This window comes from Labrenzia sp. THAF187b, from assembly GCF_009363375.1.
GTDB classification, from domain to species: domain Bacteria; phylum Pseudomonadota; class Alphaproteobacteria; order Rhizobiales; family Stappiaceae; genus Roseibium; species Roseibium algicola.
The window spans coordinates 4,894,575-4,910,815 of sequence record NZ_CP045344.1 but is presented as its reverse complement, the minus strand read 5'-3'; the positions used below and the strand labels follow the sequence as shown (position 1 = coordinate 4,910,815).

Here is a 16,241-nt window from a genome sequence, read left to right as displayed (position 1 = left end):
TCAGTTCACATTGGATTCCGACAGTGGCAGAAGCATGGTCCTGTTCAGCAGGGCATCCGGATCGTGTATTTCCGGCACCTGGGTGCAGTCGGGCTGCGGTTCGGTTGTCTCGCCTCGCTTTTCCTTGAGTTCCGCGCAAATGGGAATGGCCGCCTGCCGGGTGCCGTTGACAGCCGTCGTCACTATGTCTTGCAGGGTGCCTTCGCCAGCGTGCAACGCGACAGCGAGATGCTTTCCGAACAGCGATATCGTGCGGTCTGCGGAATAATTGGCTGACTGGCCTGGGCCAGAGGAAATGACCAACGCTTCCGGCCTGTTCTTGTTATCGACCGAATGATGTTCAAGAAGGCCAAGGTCGAACGCCTGAGGATTGTTGGTGTCCAGTATCAGAATGACTTCGCCAGCAGGAATGGCGTGGATCAGTGCCGCAAATGCGGAAGCAGACATCCAGGTTCCGTCGCTGATCGCCTGAAGCGTTGTCTCGGGCCTGGCACTTGCCCAGAGTTCCAGCGCATAGTTGGTTTGGTCAGTGTTGCCGGTTGGCTCGACAACACCAAGTGGCAAGTTGGCGTAGATCACCAGCCTGTCTTCAGGTCCGAGCTTGTTGGCAAGTTCTGTTGCCTTGAGTTTGAGCGCTGCAGCACTGGCGCCCTCGTTGACAAGCAAGTGTTGCCGGTCAGGCCCGGCGTCGAGCCTCGGGGCCAGTGAGGACATCACCTTGTCAACGCTGTAACGGCAGATTTCGACCGATTGCGGGTTCCAGGGAGGGCAGGTCCCAAGACCGAGGATGTGGTTCTTCATCGACGCGCCATCTTCGGCTGCGGAAGGTCCACCATAAAAGGGAAACATCAGAATGGCTGCCGCCCCGAGGCGTCGGCATGCGTCACCCCACGACCGAACCCTGCGTGTCCTTGCCTCTGGTACGCTTACGGCCATCATGTCTCCCTGAAACCTGTTTTGACAGGATTTGGTATTTATACTTTTCAACAGTGAAGGCTGAATAAACCAGACTGCGTATATCTATAGAACTCTGTTGTAATCTGTTAATCAACTTTCTTTTGGCAAAGCAGTCTTCAAATCATGCTGAAACATGCGAAACGAAGATGCAGAACTTATCTTTCGATACTGAAGTTACGTAACGTAAAATTAGATCTCAGGCATTCAGTTGTTTGAGACGCTCAATCACTTGTTGGGTGTCGTCTGTAAGGGTTCCGGTGTCGGCCTTTCCCACCGCAATGACCATGCGGATCAAGTCTGGCAGAGTGTCGCGACCGCCAAGATTTACCGTACGTTTGATGAGGCGCCGGATCATGTCGTCCGGATTGCTGCTCTGATTGGCGAGCCATTTGGCAAACTGGAACAATTCCTCCACTTCACCGGCAGGCATTGCAAACACCGACTGAAGCTGTTCCAGGATCATATCCTGTTCGGCTCTGGAAATGCCGCCATCGGTTTCGGCGACGAGGACCAGTAGAGATGCAGCCGAAACACGAGGATCATCGACACCTTCTGCCGGGTGCTGGTTTGCTCGTGTCCTGAAACCGAAACGCCGCGCGGCTGCCTTGACGTCTTGAGCAGCATCAAGCACCACCCTGGTGTTGTCGGCGACCCTGCGAACTCGATAGATCCAAAAAGCGCCGGCGGCTAAAATGCCAAGAGCTGCAAGCAGAATATGCAAGGAAAATCTCCTTCAAAAAAACTGCGTCAGCTTTACCTCAGGTTGCGGGAAAAATCGTGACAAAAATCACGAGGGTGCCGGGAGTTGAAAGAAAAAAAAAGCCGCGCCGGTTCGGCGCGACTGTTTTTCGACGGCTCAATTAGGAATCGTTGCCGTCGGTCTTGTCCATGAGCGGCTGGTTGGTTGCCTGATTGCCGTCCAGGTCCATTTTGGTTGAAGCGTGGTTTTCAACACGGCCTTCAACCTGCTGTTCGGCTGTCAACGGTTCGTCGCCGTCAAGATCGCCCACCATTGCTTTGGGGGCATCAACCGGTGCATCGGCCGCAGCTGCTGCGTTTGCTTCAGGACATGCAACGATTGGCTTGTCGCCGCTTCCGTCGCTGCCGCAAGGGTCTTCCGCCTGTGCGAAGCCGACCATTGCCGTGGAGGCGATGAATGCGCTCATGAGCGGAACGATTGTCTTCTTAAGGGTAAGCATTGGTTTTCTCCTTTGCTTCGTGAGACACCTGCAACTGGCTGAAACCTGACTTGAGGTCCGTGCCGTTGAGGCGGTCGGGGAGAAAATGCAATGACACCCGGTATCGTTCCTGATTTTTCAGTCACGAAATTTTCAGATGAGGAACATCAAGTTTCAGGAACGAAATGGGCAGGCACTTTTCGTGCGCGTGGGTAAACGGTATTGAGAAACAAGACGTTGAATGGAAAAAGTGAAACGGCGCCATCAACGGCGCCGTTCGTGATTTCAACGTTTGGAGAGGGCTGACATTGCCCGGATGCTCGCAAATCAGGAAGCTGCTGCCACCTGTTGGTCTTTTGACGCGACAAGGCGTGTAACCACGTTTTCTATAATCTTGTGGCCGGCATCCTGATCCAGAGACATGATCGATTCCGGATGGAATTGCACCGCCGCGATCGCTTCTTTCTCGTGTTCTATCGCCATCACGATCCCGTCCTCGGTTTCCGCTGTCACGCGGATATCTGCCGGCACCGTTTCCCGTTTGGCGTAAAGCGAGTGGTAGCGGCCGACGACCACCGGGGCGTTGAGGCCTTCGAACAGCAACGAGTTTCCGGAAACGGAAATCGGCGATGGCTTGCCGTGCATCGGTACGTCAAGCTGGCCCAGTTCCGCCCCGAAGTATTCGGAGAGCGCCTGCAGCCCGAGGCAGACCCCGAAGATGGGCAAGGCGCGAGCGCGCGCTCGGCCGATGGTGGCGGCACAGTCGAAATCCTTGGGATTGCCTGGGCCGGGAGACAGGACCACCAGATCCGGATTGACGTCGTGAAAAACGTGGTCTGCCACCGGGGTTCGGTAGGTAACGACATCTGCGCCGGTCTGTCGGAAATAGTTGGCAAGCGTGTGCACGAAACTGTCTTCGTGATCGACCAGCAGGATCTTCATACCTTTGCCGGGTTTCCGGTCCTCGCGCTTCTCTTGCGCGTTGACGGCAAGACCGGCCTCGCGAACGGCTGCCCGCATGGCTTCCGCCTTCAGTTCGGTTTCGGCTTCCTCGTCTTCCGGAACACTGTCGTACAGCAGGGTCGCGCCGGCACGGATCTGGGCTGTGCCGTCCTTGATGCGCACGGTGCGCAACGTCAGGCCGGTGTTCATGTCTCCATTGAAGAGCACGGCACCAATCGCGCCGCCATACCAGGCGCGTGGGGACTTTTCATGGTCTTCGATAAACTGCATGGCCCAGCGTTTGGGTGCGCCTGTCACGGTTACCGCCCAGGTGTGGGAGAGAAAAGCGTCGAGCGCATCCATGTCTTCGCGCAGGATGCCTACTATGTGGTCCACCGTATGGATCAGGCGGGAGTACATTTCGATCTGCCGCCGCCCGATCACCCGAACGGAGCCGGGAACGCAGACGCGGCTCTTGTCGTTGCGGTCGACATCGGAACACATGGTCAGTTCCGCTTCGTCCTTGGCGGAGTTCAGCAGCTTGCGGATTTGGGCTTCGTCTTCAATGGCGTTCTTGCCGCGCCGGATCGTTCCGGAAATCGGGCAGGTTTCCACCCGGCGACCACCGGTGACCCGCACGTACATTTCCGGCGAAGCGCCGACGAGATATTCCTGATTGCCGAGATTGAAGAAGAATGAATAGGGGGAAGGGTTGATCTGGGCGAGGCGCCGCGAAACGGCGGACGGTGGATTGGCGCAGGGCTCGTAGAAGGTCTGGCCGGGCACGGTCTCGAACAGATCACCCCTGCGGAAGTAGTCCTTGGCCTTCTCGACGAGCTTTGCATATTCGCCAGATTCATGATCACCGCGGCCCGGGTCGCGGTTCGCCGGCGTATACTGCTGCTTGGCTCCCGTCCGCTCCATGCCCTTGGTGGTACGACCACCGACAACAAAGTCATATTCCAGCACGTAGGCGCGTTTGCCGTGGTGATCGACAATCAGGATCTCATCCGGCAGAAACAGGACGACGTCGCGCTGGTCGTCCGGTCGGTCGAGCTTCTGTTCGATGGGCTCGAACTGAAAGGCAACGTCATAGCCGAAGGCGCCGTAGAGCCCGAGCTGGTCATCGCCACAGGCGAACATGTCCTTCAGGGCTCGGATGATCGAAAAGGTAGACGGCTGGCGTGAGCGTTCTTCCTCGTTGAACAACCGGTCAGGCCGCTTGACCGTCAGCTGGATCTTGCCGGCGTCGGCATTGAAGGTGGCCACATCGTCATGTTTTTTCAGCACTTCGGCAATTGCCGGCAGCAGCAGGCCTCCGCGGTCGTTCAGCGCACGGATTTCGACGTTTCTGTCTGTTGCTTCCATCACCAGGGGCGGGTTCACCAGCGCCATGTCCCAGCGAGTATACCGTCCGGGATATTCATAGGAGGAGGAAAGGACCGCCCCCATCTCGGCATCCAGCCGGTCGATCCATTCCGACGTTCCGGTTTCGTAGTCGGAAGGGCGCGATGTGCGCAGGATGGTGATCCCGCAATCGGTTTCATAGGTCTGGTCTGCCAGCACCGGCATGTCTCTGGTCCCGTTCTGGTGGCTGCCTTTGTGACGGCCTTATAAAGAACCAAGGCCGCCAGCGGTGTCCCGCGGCGGCCTTTGGTTTGATACTCGATCCCTTCAGAGCATGACTGATCGCTGGCCGCCTATTTCGCGCGACGCCACCACCAAGCTGCTTTCAGGTTCATGTTCATGGCAAGAGGGATAGATTATACGCTTCTGGATGGCAACGAAAAAAGACTACCTGACGTTTTACCGGCTTTTCCAGTGCGGCGCGGGCCGCCCGTCCTTCAGACCGTGCTTCAGCCATGCGTCCCAGGCTGCATCGATATCATCATACGTCCCATTCTCCTGTATGGCGTGCAGTCCCTCATCGAGAAGGGCTGCTACCGCGCTTGAGCGCTCGGGCGTCAATTTGGAAAATGATACGAAGAGACCGAACCTTGCGAGTTCGTGGACGGCCTTGGGGGCTGGGGAAATGAGATCCTGACTGTTGCTGATGTGAAAGTCGGCAACCTTTTCGTAGGCGACGGCGTAGTCGGTTCGCCTCTTCGCTACCAGCGCAAGTGTCTGCAGATCGGAATCCACCTCTACCTTCGAGATCGTCTCATCGGCATCGAAGGCGTCGGTGTAGGTGTACCCTCTGACCACGGAGAAGGTCTTGTCTTTCAGGAAATCGGGATGAAATTTCGCCGTGTTGTCCGGATGGCTGTAAACCAGGATCTTTCCGAAAAAGAGCGGTGTCTGGTGAAAAATGTAATTGCGCTTGTTTTCATCCGAGCCGGTGGTGTCGAAGCAGCCAAGCTGCCTGCCCTGGGCGACCTCGCGTATGCACCTGTTGTACGGCATGACGTGGAGCGTGACGTCGCAGTGTTTTGCGCTCAAGGCAGCGGTTACTAGATCCACTGCAAAGCCGCGTAGCTCTCCCTCATGAAGGCCTGAATAGGGAAAAAAGGCATCTTCCGCTGCAAGAACGATCTCTTCATGCATCGGGCATTGGCCGGATTGTTCCGCCTTCGCGCTATCGTTCGGCGAAAGCAGCATCGCACTTAATAGAACCAACGCATGCGGCAGCCTGACTGTAATACTTTCAAGCAATGCCATTGCCCGGCACGCCGTCTGGGAAGGCGATGATCCCATTTCGGTGGTCGACCCTTTCAGTGTTGGGAATCCCGTTCACGCCTGGCTGTCGTGAAGGTGCTTCATATTAACGTTTCGCTCTCGAACTTCAGCTTCCTGAAAGGTCGCATGAAATGTGAGGGGAATGGCTCGGCAGAGACCGAGAATCTCATCGATGGCGAGTATATAGACGACGGACCGTGTTTGTCTTGCAACCTGGATACAAGTTCTGGTCAGGACCGGCTTCTCCACCAAAGCTCACGGAAAACCTTCATTTTCCGCTTGCCTTCTTGACCCTTCCGCCAAGATGCTGTTTTTGCAGTGCAGCGATTTTCAACAAGGTGCCTCCGCACGAACGGAGGCCAAGTGGCTGACAGAAAACTGGCAGTGAGGGGCACATGGAACACTACGATCTGGTTGTGATCGGCAGCGGACCGGCCGGGCGCCGGGCGGCGATCCAGGCGGCAAAATTCGGCTACAATGTTCTGGTGGTGGAACGCGGACGGCGGGTCGGCGGCGTTTCGGTGCACACCGGAACCATTCCTTCCAAGACTTTGCGTGAGACCGTGCTCAACCTGACCGGATGGCGCGAACGCGGCTTCTACGGCCGCTCCTACCGGGTGAAGGAAGACCTGACGGCTGCGGACCTTCGCGCGCGGTTGCACATCACCCTCAATCACGAGGTCGAGGTTCTGGAGCATCAGTTTGCCCGAAACAAGGTCGATACGATCCGGGGCGAGGCAAGGTTCATCGAGCCGCACAAGATCGAAGTGGAGGGCGATGCCGGGGAAGTTCATTTCATCACCTCGGACAAGTTCATCATCGCCGTCGGAACCAAGCCCTTCCGCCCCGACTATGTTCCCTTTGATGGAGAATATGTTCTCGATAGCGACGAGATCCTCGAGCTTGGCGAATTGCCCCGATCGGTCGCTGTCATCGGCGCAGGTGTTATCGGTGTCGAATATGCCTCGATATTTTCCGCACTCGATGTACACGTGACGCTGATCGAGCCGCGCGACACGATGCTCGACTTCCTGGACAAGGAGCTCGTTGCCGATTTCACGCATCAGCTCCGAGACCGTGGAATTGCGCTGCGTTTTGGTGCAAAGGTCCAGAAGATCGAAAAACACGGTCCCGCAGAATGTGAAATCACGCTGGAAGGTGGCCGTAGTGTCCGGTCCAACGTCATCCTGTTCGCGGCAGGGCGCATGGGCGCGACCCCGAACCTGAACTTGCAAAGCTGCGGCCTGGAAGTGGACCATCGTGGTCGTCTGAGGGTCGACCCGATGACTTTCCAGACCGACGTGCCGCATATCTATGCAGCTGGCGATGTCATCGGTTTTCCGAGCCTTGCCTCGACCTCCATGGAGCAGGGGCGCATTGCGGCCTGTCAGGCCTTGGGAGAAAAGGCCTACGATCCGCCCGAGTATTTTCCCTATGGCATCTATGCGGTTCCGGAAATTTCGACCGTCGGCATGACCGAGGAGGAGATCAAGGAACGCGGCATTCCCTACGAGTGCGGCGTTGCCCGTTTCCGCGAAACGTCACGCGGCCACATCATGGGTCTCGATACCGGCATGCTGAAGATGATCTTCTCGCTCAAGACCCGCCGGCTTCTTGGATGTCATATTGTGGGCGAGGGCGCGACCGAACTGGTTCACATCGGCCAGGCTGTGCTCAATCTGCGTGGTACGCTGGAGTATTTCGTCGAAAATACCTTCAACTACCCGACGCTGGCTGAGGCCTACAAGATCGCCGCGCTCGATGCCTGGAACCGTATGCCGCCACTGGATCACTGAACCAGCGGTGGCGGCCTTGTCTGACGGGCTCTTGCAGATCAACTGGAATAAGGCGGACGATCCGAATTCAGCAGAGCCAGCAATTCTCCGGCAAGGCTGCCTGGGTGACTTCGCCGCCATCTTCGATCCAGTGTGCAATTCCCTTTTCGACGTTGACCACGTTGGTGAAGCCGGCCTGTCCGGCGAGATATTCTGACAGAGCCTGGCTTCGTTGCCCCGTCTGGCAGATAAACACCACTTCGTCCGAGGGGCCGGAAACCAACTTCTGAAGTTCGCTGCCGAAGGCAGGGTTCACCTGGCCACTGTCATTGAAGAACGTAACCAGGTGGCTGCCCGGAATGACGCCGGTTTGCTTCCACTCGTCAGGACGCCGGATATCAATGACCGTGGTGCCTGAGGCGAGCTTTGCCTTCAGGGTGCCGTTGTCGATATCAGAGAATTTCTTCGCCTTGACCTCAAGCAGTTCGATTTCGAATTTCAATGTGGCATCCGGCGGAATGATCCCGCCTGCGCCTTGCGACCCATAAGCCATGTCTGGCGGAATGATGAGCTCGCGCTTGCCGCCGACCTGCATGCCCTCGACGCCTTTTTCCCAACCGGGAATAACGCGCCGCTCACCCAGTGTGAACGAAAACGGCGTGCCTCGGTCGACGCTGGAGTCGAACTTCGTTCCGTCCATCAGCCAACCGGTGTAGTGCACCACCACCGTTTCACCGACGTTTGCTTCTTCGCCGGTTCCTTTTTCAATATCCCGGATCTGCAGCTCTTCCTGTGCCTGTGCCGGCAGGACGAAAAGCATGATGGCGAAAATGCGCGTAACCAATTTGAGCATGATGTGTGGTCCCGGTGTGTTGTTACGGACAAGAATTGGTCATCTGGGACAGGAAAACAATCCGGGTTTCGATCACAGTGACGGTAAGTCACAAGGCCGGGGCGGCTTGTGGTTTCCAGACCAGAAGCGCCTGGCTAGCGTATGCGCCAGTCAGGTCTTGCCAAGAGGATCGTTGACGGAGCGAATGAGCTTTTCCAGAAGGTCTGACAATTGCTGTTGTTCTTTTTCGCTTAAGCCGCTCACAGCCTTCTGCTGTGTTGCAATGTAGTCGGGCATTTGTCCCTTGATCAGGTCCAGTCCCTTCGGGGTCAGGCAAACGGTGAGTGCCCGTCTGTCGTCCGGATGCGGGCAGCGTTCAACCAGACCTGCTTTCTCCAGCTTATCGACCCGGGCCGTCATGCCGCCCGAGCTCATCATCGTGGTCCGGTACAATTCCGTCGGCGTCAGCTTGTAGGGTGGTCCGGACCGCACGAGGGTTGCCAGAACATCGAATTCACCCGTCTTCAATCCGATATCCGCGTAGGCAGGGGCAAGATAATCGCGACCCATCACCTGAGACGCTTCGTTCAATCGTCCAAGCAGAACCATTGGCGACAGCTGCTCCGCGATCTCGGGTATTTCCCTTTGCCATTGCCTGCGCGCGCGCTCCGCACGGTCGATTAGCAGGTCTTCCGGATCTCCGAACAGGTGATCCGATGGCTTCTTGGTGTCGCTTGACCGGGTGGTCATGGTCGGAAACTCCAGATCATTTCCAGTCAGATGACGCACTTTTTCACGAGGGAGCAAGAGGTTGCGTAACTAGCTGACATATCGACTGTTTTTGTTGTTTCGATACTGGCCGTTTCGGGTGGTTCTGTCAACTGATGTCAAGAATCTTGAAATTAAGTATCTTGAAATCGAGATAATATGCGTTATCTGTTCTGGCAACGGTGCAGCATCAAGCCAGCGCCAAATTGTGAGGAAGGACAGTCCCATGGTGGACACGACCAGATTAGGAACATCCGCAAGTGCGGCTTCCCTGCAGCAACAAGCATCTCTTTCAGGCGAAAGGCGTGAAAATCCCTTGGATCAGCCGTTGGTGCTGTTGTTGATCGTCGGTGGTTTTCTCGCCGTATCCACGGTGATTGCCAAGGCCGCCCCCATGACCGGGTGGCATCCTTTGGCCCTGTTGCAGTGGTCCATCCTTGGCGGTGCTGCGGGTTTGTTCGTTATTAGCAGGATTGCAGCCGGAGGAAGTATCGCCGCTAAAGGGGACACAGACGTCAGCCGGGGCCAGTTTGCCTTCTACCTGCTGGTCAGCGGTCTCCTGTTCATTGCCCCGAACATGATCGCAGTGGTTGCTGCGCCAAAGGTCGGGGCGGGGTTTGTTTCGCTGAGCTACGCATTTCCGCTGGTTCTGACTTATGGATTTGCTGTTCTGTTGCGCCTGGAGAAGTTTCAGGTTCTGCGTGGGGTTGGCGTTCTGTTCGGTCTGGCCGGTGGCATCTTGCTGGCGGCGTCCGGACGTCAGCTTTCCGTGGATGCCTCCTGGTGGGCGATGTTTGCGCTGTCGATCCCTGTATTCCTGGCTTCCGGTAACATTTATCGCTCGGTCAAGTGGCCAGCAGGCGCACGGCCGGTAAATCTTGCTCTCGGCATGATGCTGGTCGGGTTCGCGGCACTCGGACTATTTACTGCCACGGCTGGTATCCCCGTTGTGCCCGGCACCTGGTCGCTTGAGGCCACTGGTCTGTTGGCAGCCCAAATAACGATATTCGCTTTTCAGTACGGGCTGTATTTTCGCCTGCAGCACACAGCCGGGCCTGTCTATCTCAGCCAGATAGGCTCCGTTGCCGCGGTGATTGGTCTTGGCCTCGGATATCTCGCCTTTGGTGAAGTGCCAAACTTGGCGAAACTGGCGGCCGTCGCAGCTGTCGGGGCCGGGATTGTGCTCGTCAGCAAAGGGCGCGGCGCTGTAGCGAAAAAGTCAAACTAGTCTTGCCATACCCCAGGAACCGATCCCGCAACTCGCGGGGTCGGTTTGTCGTCTTTGGCTTCCAGGTGATTTCTCACCCCCAGAGCCAGGCCGCTCCCCGCACACCAGAGCTGTCGCCATGCATAGCCTTGCGGATCGGTGTCTCGAAGGTATCGGAGAAGATGTAAGGCGTCATTGCGGGAGGGAGGTCGGCATATAGCTCGTCGATATTCGACATGCCGCCACCCAGGACGAATACATCCGGATCGAGCAGATTAGCCGACATTGCAAGCGCACGGGCAAGACGGCTGACGTAAGCCTCGTAGACGGCAGTTGCCACCGTGTCGCCGGAGCGTTTCAGCGCCATGATTTCATGGCCTTTCAACAGCGTTCCGGTCCTGTCCTTGTAGTCGAGCTGAAAGCCCGTTCCCGAACACCAGCGATCGATGGCGCCCTTGTGGCCGATCCAGCTGTCGGGACCCGGATACTCTTCCGGCTTTAGCCAGGGCACGGTGATCGCTCCCCATTCGCCACCGATGCCGTTGGCACCAAGATGGGCTTTCGCGTCGATGGCAATGCCCGAACCGCTGCCTGTGCCGATGATTATGGCGTGAACGATATGCGCTCCAGCACCTGCGCCATCGGTCGCTTCGGAAACAGCCAGACAGTTTGCGTCATTCTGGATACGCACCGGGCGGCCAAGTACCCTCTGCAGGTCCTGGTCCAGGGGCTTGCCGTTCATCCAGGTGGAATTGGCGTTCTTGACCAGACCTGTCTTGGGGGAAAGCGAACCGGGAATGCCAAGACCGAGCGTTCCCGTCTGTCCGGTTGCCTTTTCGGCCGCCTCGACCAGAAAACGGACTGCTTCCAGACAACCTTCATAGTCGTCCCTGGGGGTGTCGACCCGTTGCCGGAACAGTTCCTCGCCCTCGTTGGAAAGAGCGATGATTTCGATCTTGGTTCCACCCCAGTCAATTCCCAGCCGCATTTTCAGTCCATCCGTCTTGGCAGTTCGAAGGCAGCTGTCTGGCCGTCTTCAAGTTCGCTTGTTTGTTTTCCGTAGGTTTTGAATTTTTTCAAGATCGCGGTCATTTCTTCCGCATCCAGTATCACAGGTTCACCCAGGATCAGGGCTGATAGATACTGGTCTGCCAGATCTTCCACGCCTTCCGCGGTCGAAAGCGCCTTCTGCAAGGTTGCTCCACCGGCGATCTGCCCATGATTTGCAAGCAGGCAGGCGTTTCTGTCACCAAGTGCTGAAATCATTGCCTCGGACAATCCACGGGTGCCGAAGGTGGTGTAATGGGCGCATTCGATACGGTCGCCACCGGCAAGCGCCACCATATAGTGAAATGCTGGAATGCCGCGCCGGTGACAGGACAGGGCGGTCGCGCGAGGACTATGGCAATGCACCACTGCGCCGCATTCCGGTTTCGCCAGATAGAAGTCGAGATGCATCCGCCATTCGGAAGACGGTAGTGTCTCGCCGCGGTAGCAGCCGTCCCAGTCCAGCGCGACAATCTTGTCTTCAGTCAGATTTTCGTAAGGCGTTCCCGACGGCGTCACCAAAAAACCGGATTCGGTGCGTGCACTGACATTTCCTGAGGTGCCTTTGGTCAGTCCGAGACGAGGCAAGGCACGGGCTGTCTCGATGATCGCAAGGCGCAGGTCAGGTGTGTCACCTGGAAAGGTGGGCATTCGGGGCCTCTTTGGTTCTGGTTCGGGTGCGAGCGTTAGTTTGGCTGCGCGACCGTGGAAGCGGCGCTTACATGACAGGTATCCGGTTGCCTTTTCAAGGTATTGGTTTGATAAATCCCGTGCCCTTGACCACTCGGTTGAGGATCGCGGTGTTAAGGGACTGAATGGCGGGTTTCGCAGACAAGCTCAGGCAATTGCTTGGATCGGCTGCATTGTCGGCAGACCGGACGGGTAGGGGAGCGCATTCCAGGTCGAGGCCGGGGCACCGTTCCAAAGGCCCGCGCTGGGCCGAGCCGGACATGGAAACTCTGTCTGAAGGAGGCGAGCCCAGGAAGTCAGGCCTGCCACCACGCGCGTCCAGATCTCGTAAACGTTCTCAGGTGACGCCGTACTACATCTGGGGAACCCTGGCGTTGCTGGCTGCCGGTTTCGCCGTTGGCGGCCTGTTCCTTCACCTTGCCGGGCAAGGGGGGGAGGAAAGCGTTGCAACCGCCCCCTTGATGCCTGATCCGCTTTCTTCCCTGCAGTCTCCGGCCAAGCAGGTGCTGCTGGCTCCGGAACCGGAACTGTCAGCGGAGCTGAAACGCAGCTTCCTGGGCCAGCCGGATCAGCTATGCGACGAATTACGGTCTCTGGGGCTCGGAAACCCCGGCTGGAGTCGGGCGCCTTTCAGCGAAGGCCGCTGGCAATGTGCATCCGACCTGGTGCCCTTGACTACACCCAGCGTCGACTACGGCTCGACAACTCTTTTCTTTCTGCTGCGCGGCCCATCGGAAAAAAGCATCGATTATCTTCGGCTGAAGCTGGTGGTGGAAGATCCACGCCAGATGCAGATCGGCCTAGATGCGGTCTGGCTGGTGATCGACGCCCTGTCGCTTCGGTATGGCTGGACGGTTCCGGAAGTGTTTCGCGAGGCGGTTTCCGGGTTCAGGCAACTGGAAACGACACACAGGGGCGTGCGGCTGTCGGTTTCGCCGGAAGATCCAAATCTGACGGGTGACCCGCTGGCAAGCCAACGGCTCAACATCATTCTGGACTTTGGCGAGCCGGACCTTATCCGGCCCGCCGACAGGTTTGAAAAAGCACCACCACTGGAAAGCGGCTGGAGTGTCAGGGTCCCGGACGGTCAGGCAAGGGAATGAACTCTTCCGCATCGCCGGGTACCGTATCGAAACGGCCAAGGCGCCAGTCTTCCTTGGCCTGCTCGATGCGCTCTTTCGATGAAGACACGAAGTTCCACCAGATATAACGCCGGCCGTCCATCGGTTCGCCGCCAAGCACTACGAAACGGGCCGGCAGGGGAGACGTGTTTTCGATCACCAGATGATCACCCGGTTTGAACACCAGCAGCTGGGCCGGATCGAAATTCTGGCCGGCAATGGTGATCTGGCCCGAGACCGTATAAAGGCCGCGCTCTTCCCATCCGGCATCCAGCGGGATCTTCGCTCCCGGTTCCAGCGTGATATCGGCATAGAACATGTCGGACGCTGTCTTCACCGGTGCCTTGTGGCCATAAAGCTCGCCCGCGATAAGTTTGACTGAAGCGCCCTTGTCGGCAAATTCCGGCTGTTCCTCAGTGCCGTGGTGCTGGAAGGTCGGGTCGGTCTCTTCCAGGTGTTTGGGCAGGGCCACCCAGCTCTGCAGGCCGAACAGGGGACGTTTTTTCTGCAGGCGTTCCGGCCTCTCACGTTCGGAATGCACGATGCCCTTGCCGGCACTCATCCAGTTCAGAGCACCGGGGGCAATCGCAATCTCCGTTCCAAGGCTGTCACGGTGATACATCTCGCCTTCGAAGAGATAGGTAACTGTCGCCAACCCGATGTGAGGATGTGGACGCACGTCGATACCGCCGCCGACCAAAAGTTCTGCCGGGCCCATCTGGTCGAAGAAGATGAACGGGCCAACCATCCGCCGCCTGGCGGACGGCAAGGCTCGTCTTACCGAAAATCCGCCGAGGTCGGATGTCCGCGGTACGATGATCGTTTCAATCGGGTCACAGCTTGCAGCATTTCCCGGTACGGGATCAGGGCAATTCAACCAGCTCATCTGCCTCTCCATCAAAGAACATTCTGTCTTGCAAACTAGATAGGGCCTGCGAAGCCGAAGTGTCCATTGAACAGTCTGTTTCGGGTTTTCATCCCCTGCACAATCTGTATAACGACCAGCCCTTCCTTGCTTTTGTTTGGTGCGACATGAAACGCGTGATGATCGTTGGCGGCCCGGGCTCGGGCAAAAGCACGCTTGCCGTTGCCCTTGGGCGGAAAACTGGACTGCCGGTGTACCACATGGACAAGATTCACTACCGCTCCGGCTGGAATGAACGGTCCCGGGAAGAGAAAGACCGGCTGACACATGAGGTCCATCTGAAGGATGTCTGGATCTTCGAGGGCGGTCATTCAAGCACCTATGCGGAGCGAGTCGAACGTGCCGACACTTTCATCTGGCTCGACGTCCCGGTAACGCGCCGCATATTTCGAGTGCTGAAACGGTCCGTGAAGTACAATGGGCAGAGCCGTCCGGATCTGGCCGAGGGCTGCCCGGAGCAGTTCAACTGGCAAACTGTTGAATTCCTGAGGTTCATCTGGCGAACGAGACAATCCGCCAGAGCCAAGCTGGAGCACATCTACCGCGAACCTCCGGACCATCTGAAAGTCTATCGGTTCAGCACCCTTGCCGAAATCGACGACTTTCTGGCGAGCCCTCGGCAACAGGGCTGAAGGCTCATCCTGTCTCTTGACAGGTGCGCCTGACGGGCGGCACAACAGGGGCTCACCCGGGGTGCCTCCAGAAGAGGCTGAGATACTGCTGGCGCACTTGCGCAGTGCAGGGACCCGACGAACCTGATCCAGGTCATGCTGGCGAAGGGAAGGTGTTCTCGGTCAAATGCAATTGCCGCCGCAATGCGCCACCCTTGGCCACCTTTCCAAGCCGAATGTCCGAAATGCGGGACCTTTTCCGGTCCGTACGGAGATGCGTTTTATGCAAGCGGGATACCGGTTATCGCGCAAAGGCGAAGGACTTGCGGTCTTTCCCGGAAGAGGGCCGGAATGAGGGTCGGGATAAAGGGAGCAGGTGTCGCCGGTCTGGCGCTGGCGCATGAGCTTGTCTTGCGCGGCGTGCAAGTCGAACTGGTGGAAAAAAGCAGGGATTTGTCCGCCAGTGCTTCCTGGCTCGCAGGTGGCATGCTGGCGCCTTGGTGTGAGCGGGAAAACGCAGAAGAAGAGGTCTTGCGGCTTGGACAAGCGTCCATTGGCTGGTGGCGCAAGGTCCTGCCAGGGCAGGTTCAGCAAAATGGCACGCTGGTTGTTGCTGCGCCGCGCGATACTGGAGAATTGAGCCGGTTCGCTTCTCGGACCAACGGTTTTGAATGGCTCGACAGCGCAGCGCTGGGCGCACTCGAGCCGGACCTCGCAGGCCGTTTTGCAAAGGGGCTCCATTTTGTCGGGGAAGCCCATCTCGATCCGCGCCTGGCTCTCACCACATTAAAGGCAAAGGTTTCAGAAGGTGGTGCTCACGTCAGGTTCGAGGCGCAGGACTTCACCTTGTCGACCGACCTGATTGCAGACTGTACCGGCATGGCCTCGCCGGATCCGCACTTGCGTCCCGTACGCGGTGAAATGTTGATCTTGCATGCACCGGATGTCTCGCTTTCGCGGCCGGTGCGATTTCTGCACCCCCGAATTCCGGTTTACGTGGTGCCTCGTGACAATGGGGTCTTCATGGTCGGTGCGACCATGATCGAAAGTCGCGACCAGGGGGCCGTCAGTGTTCGGTCCACCATGGAACTTCTGAATGCCGCCTACAGCCTGCATCCGGGATTTGCCGAGGCAAAGATCATCGAAACCGGGGTGGGCCTCCGCCCGGCATATCCAAACAATCTTCCTCGTCTCACGTTTACCGGCAACACGTTGTCAATGAACGGATTTTACCGGCATGGCTTCCTGCTTGCTCCGCATTTTGCCACGGAGGCGGCAGACAGGATCGTGCAACACCTTCAGGAGAAGTCCCTTGAAGCTAACCATTAACGGCGAACCTCAGGAAGTTGTCAGCGCGACGCTGGCTGCGCTTCTGGACGAACTGGCCTATGACCATGAGTTTCTTGCAACGGCACGCAACGGCGATCTGGTTTGTGCTGAAGAACGAAGCGCTTGCTTCCTTGAGGCGGGCGACCGTATCGAGATCCTGTCGCCGATGCAGGGAGGATGACG

Annotated in this window: 16 protein-coding genes and 1 riboswitch; of the genes, 6 read left to right on the top strand and 10 right to left on the bottom strand. The window is 57.6% G+C overall.

Annotated features, from left to right (window positions below; genetic code table 11):
• From FIV03_RS22510 to FIV03_RS22490, 5 genes are all read right to left on the bottom strand, one after another.
• On the bottom strand, positions 1-939 hold the full coding sequence (locus FIV03_RS22510) for a hypothetical protein (protein ID WP_209009756.1): 939 nt from the start codon (positions 937-939) through the stop codon (positions 1-3).
• Positions 940-1,153: 214 nt separating this feature from the next.
• The gene (locus FIV03_RS22505) at positions 1,154-1,678 is read right to left on the bottom strand and encodes a TerB family tellurite resistance protein (protein WP_152511047.1); all 525 of its coding nucleotides are present in this window, start codon (positions 1,676-1,678) and stop codon (positions 1,154-1,156) included.
• A gap of 139 nt (positions 1,679-1,817) precedes the next feature.
• A complete protein-coding gene (locus FIV03_RS22500; protein WP_062488992.1) occupies positions 1,818-2,156 on the bottom strand; it encodes a hypothetical protein in 339 nt (112 codons plus the stop codon).
• A 306-nt stretch (positions 2,157-2,462) separates the two neighbouring features.
• A complete protein-coding gene (locus FIV03_RS22495; protein ID WP_152511046.1) occupies positions 2,463-4,649 on the bottom strand; it encodes an anthranilate synthase component I in 2,187 nt (728 codons plus the stop codon).
• A 234-nt stretch (positions 4,650-4,883) separates the two neighbouring features.
• Positions 4,884-5,735, bottom strand: coding sequence for a transporter substrate-binding domain-containing protein (locus FIV03_RS22490; protein WP_173013911.1), 852 nt, complete (start codon positions 5,733-5,735; stop codon positions 4,884-4,886).
• Between the two features lie 413 nt (positions 5,736-6,148).
• On the opposite strand from FIV03_RS22490, the gene sthA reads away from it, so the two are divergent.
• A complete protein-coding gene (sthA, locus tag FIV03_RS22485) occupies positions 6,149-7,549 on the top strand; it encodes a Si-specific NAD(P)(+) transhydrogenase (protein ID WP_152511044.1) in 1,401 nt (466 codons plus the stop codon).
• Between the two features lie 67 nt (positions 7,550-7,616).
• Here the strand turns inward: sthA and FIV03_RS22480 are convergent, their stop codons facing one another.
• Together FIV03_RS22480 and FIV03_RS22475 are read right to left on the bottom strand one after the other, a co-directional pair.
• Entirely contained in the window at positions 7,617-8,381 is a 765-nt protein-coding gene (locus tag FIV03_RS22480) for an FKBP-type peptidyl-prolyl cis-trans isomerase (protein ID WP_152511043.1), read from the bottom strand.
• Positions 8,382-8,531: 150 nt separating this feature from the next.
• Positions 8,532-9,110 carry a MarR family winged helix-turn-helix transcriptional regulator gene (locus tag FIV03_RS22475; protein ID WP_152511042.1) on the bottom strand — a complete coding sequence of 193 codons (579 nt, stop codon included), beginning with the start codon at positions 9,108-9,110 and terminating at the stop codon, positions 8,532-8,534.
• A gap of 118 nt (positions 9,111-9,228) precedes the next feature.
• Here FIV03_RS22475 and FIV03_RS22470 point away from each other — a divergent pair, with 118 nt between their 5' ends.
• Positions 9,229-10,356, top strand: coding sequence for a DMT family transporter (locus tag FIV03_RS22470; protein WP_209009755.1), 1,128 nt, complete (start codon positions 9,229-9,231; stop codon positions 10,354-10,356).
• Between the two features lie 73 nt (positions 10,357-10,429).
• Here FIV03_RS22470 and FIV03_RS22465 read toward each other — a convergent pair whose 3' ends face one another.
• Together FIV03_RS22465 and FIV03_RS22460 are read right to left on the bottom strand one after the other, a co-directional pair.
• Positions 10,430-11,323 (bottom strand): ROK family protein, encoded by an 894-nt coding sequence (locus FIV03_RS22465; protein ID WP_152511041.1) that lies wholly within the window; start codon positions 11,321-11,323, stop codon positions 10,430-10,432.
• Between the two features lie 2 nt (positions 11,324-11,325).
• A complete protein-coding gene (locus FIV03_RS22460) occupies positions 11,326-12,033 on the bottom strand; it encodes a class II aldolase/adducin family protein (RefSeq protein WP_152511040.1) in 708 nt (235 codons plus the stop codon).
• A gap of 299 nt (positions 12,034-12,332) precedes the next feature.
• Between FIV03_RS22460 and FIV03_RS22455 the strand changes: the two genes are divergently transcribed.
• On the top strand, positions 12,333-13,175 hold the full coding sequence (locus tag FIV03_RS22455; protein ID WP_152511039.1) for a DUF6030 family protein: 843 nt from the start codon (positions 12,333-12,335) through the stop codon (positions 13,173-13,175).
• Here FIV03_RS22455 and FIV03_RS22450 read toward each other — a convergent pair.
• Positions 13,144-14,079, bottom strand: a complete 936-nt coding sequence (locus FIV03_RS22450) for a pirin family protein (protein ID WP_152511038.1) — start codon at positions 14,077-14,079, stop codon at positions 13,144-13,146. The two genes, FIV03_RS22455 and FIV03_RS22450, sit on opposite strands and share 32 nt — an antisense overlap.
• Positions 14,080-14,225: 146 nt before the next feature.
• On the opposite strand from FIV03_RS22450, the gene FIV03_RS22445 reads away from it, so the two are divergent.
• From FIV03_RS22445 to thiS, 3 genes are all read left to right on the top strand, one after another.
• Positions 14,226-14,750, top strand: coding sequence for a DNA topology modulation protein FlaR (locus FIV03_RS22445; protein WP_209009754.1), 525 nt, complete (start codon positions 14,226-14,228; stop codon positions 14,748-14,750).
• A gap of 47 nt (positions 14,751-14,797) precedes the next feature.
• Positions 14,798-14,918, top strand: a riboswitch (TPP riboswitch).
• Between the two features lie 162 nt (positions 14,919-15,080).
• Positions 15,081-16,058, top strand: coding sequence for a glycine oxidase ThiO (thiO, locus tag FIV03_RS22440; protein WP_152511036.1), 978 nt, complete (start codon positions 15,081-15,083; stop codon positions 16,056-16,058).
• Complete coding sequence (thiS, locus tag FIV03_RS22435; protein WP_152511035.1) at positions 16,042-16,239, top strand: sulfur carrier protein ThiS; 198 nt, start codon at positions 16,042-16,044, stop codon at positions 16,237-16,239. The genes thiO and thiS overlap by 17 nt, the downstream gene beginning before the upstream one ends.
• Positions 16,240-16,241: the final 2 nt, after the last annotated feature.

Excerpts from the sequence above, each read along its gene's own strand:
- FIV03_RS22510 (WP_209009756.1), bottom strand. The coding sequence starts at position 939 with ATGATGGCCGTAAGCGTACCAGAGGCAAGGACACGCAGGGTTCGGTCG.
- FIV03_RS22500 (WP_062488992.1), bottom strand. The coding sequence starts at position 2,156 with ATGCTTACCCTTAAGAAGACAATCGTTCCGCTCATGAGCGCATTCATC.
- FIV03_RS22495 (WP_152511046.1), bottom strand. The coding sequence starts at position 4,649 with ATGCCGGTGCTGGCAGACCAGACCTATGAAACCGATTGCGGGATCACC.
- FIV03_RS22490 (WP_173013911.1), bottom strand. The coding sequence starts at position 5,735 with ATGGCATTGCTTGAAAGTATTACAGTCAGGCTGCCGCATGCGTTGGTT.
- sthA (WP_152511044.1), top strand. The coding sequence starts at position 6,149 with ATGGAACACTACGATCTGGTTGTGATCGGCAGCGGACCGGCCGGGCGC.
- FIV03_RS22480 (WP_152511043.1), bottom strand. The coding sequence starts at position 8,381 with ATGCTCAAATTGGTTACGCGCATTTTCGCCATCATGCTTTTCGTCCTG.
- FIV03_RS22475 (WP_152511042.1), bottom strand. The coding sequence starts at position 9,110 with ATGACCACCCGGTCAAGCGACACCAAGAAGCCATCGGATCACCTGTTC.
- FIV03_RS22465 (WP_152511041.1), bottom strand. The coding sequence starts at position 11,323 with ATGCGGCTGGGAATTGACTGGGGTGGAACCAAGATCGAAATCATCGCT.
- FIV03_RS22460 (WP_152511040.1), bottom strand. The coding sequence starts at position 12,033 with ATGCCCACCTTTCCAGGTGACACACCTGACCTGCGCCTTGCGATCATC.
- FIV03_RS22455 (WP_152511039.1), top strand. The coding sequence starts at position 12,333 with ATGGAAACTCTGTCTGAAGGAGGCGAGCCCAGGAAGTCAGGCCTGCCA.
- FIV03_RS22450 (WP_152511038.1), bottom strand. The coding sequence starts at position 14,079 with ATGAGCTGGTTGAATTGCCCTGATCCCGTACCGGGAAATGCTGCAAGC.
- FIV03_RS22445 (WP_209009754.1), top strand. The coding sequence starts at position 14,226 with ATGAAACGCGTGATGATCGTTGGCGGCCCGGGCTCGGGCAAAAGCACG.
- thiO (WP_152511036.1), top strand. The coding sequence starts at position 15,081 with ATGAGGGTCGGGATAAAGGGAGCAGGTGTCGCCGGTCTGGCGCTGGCG.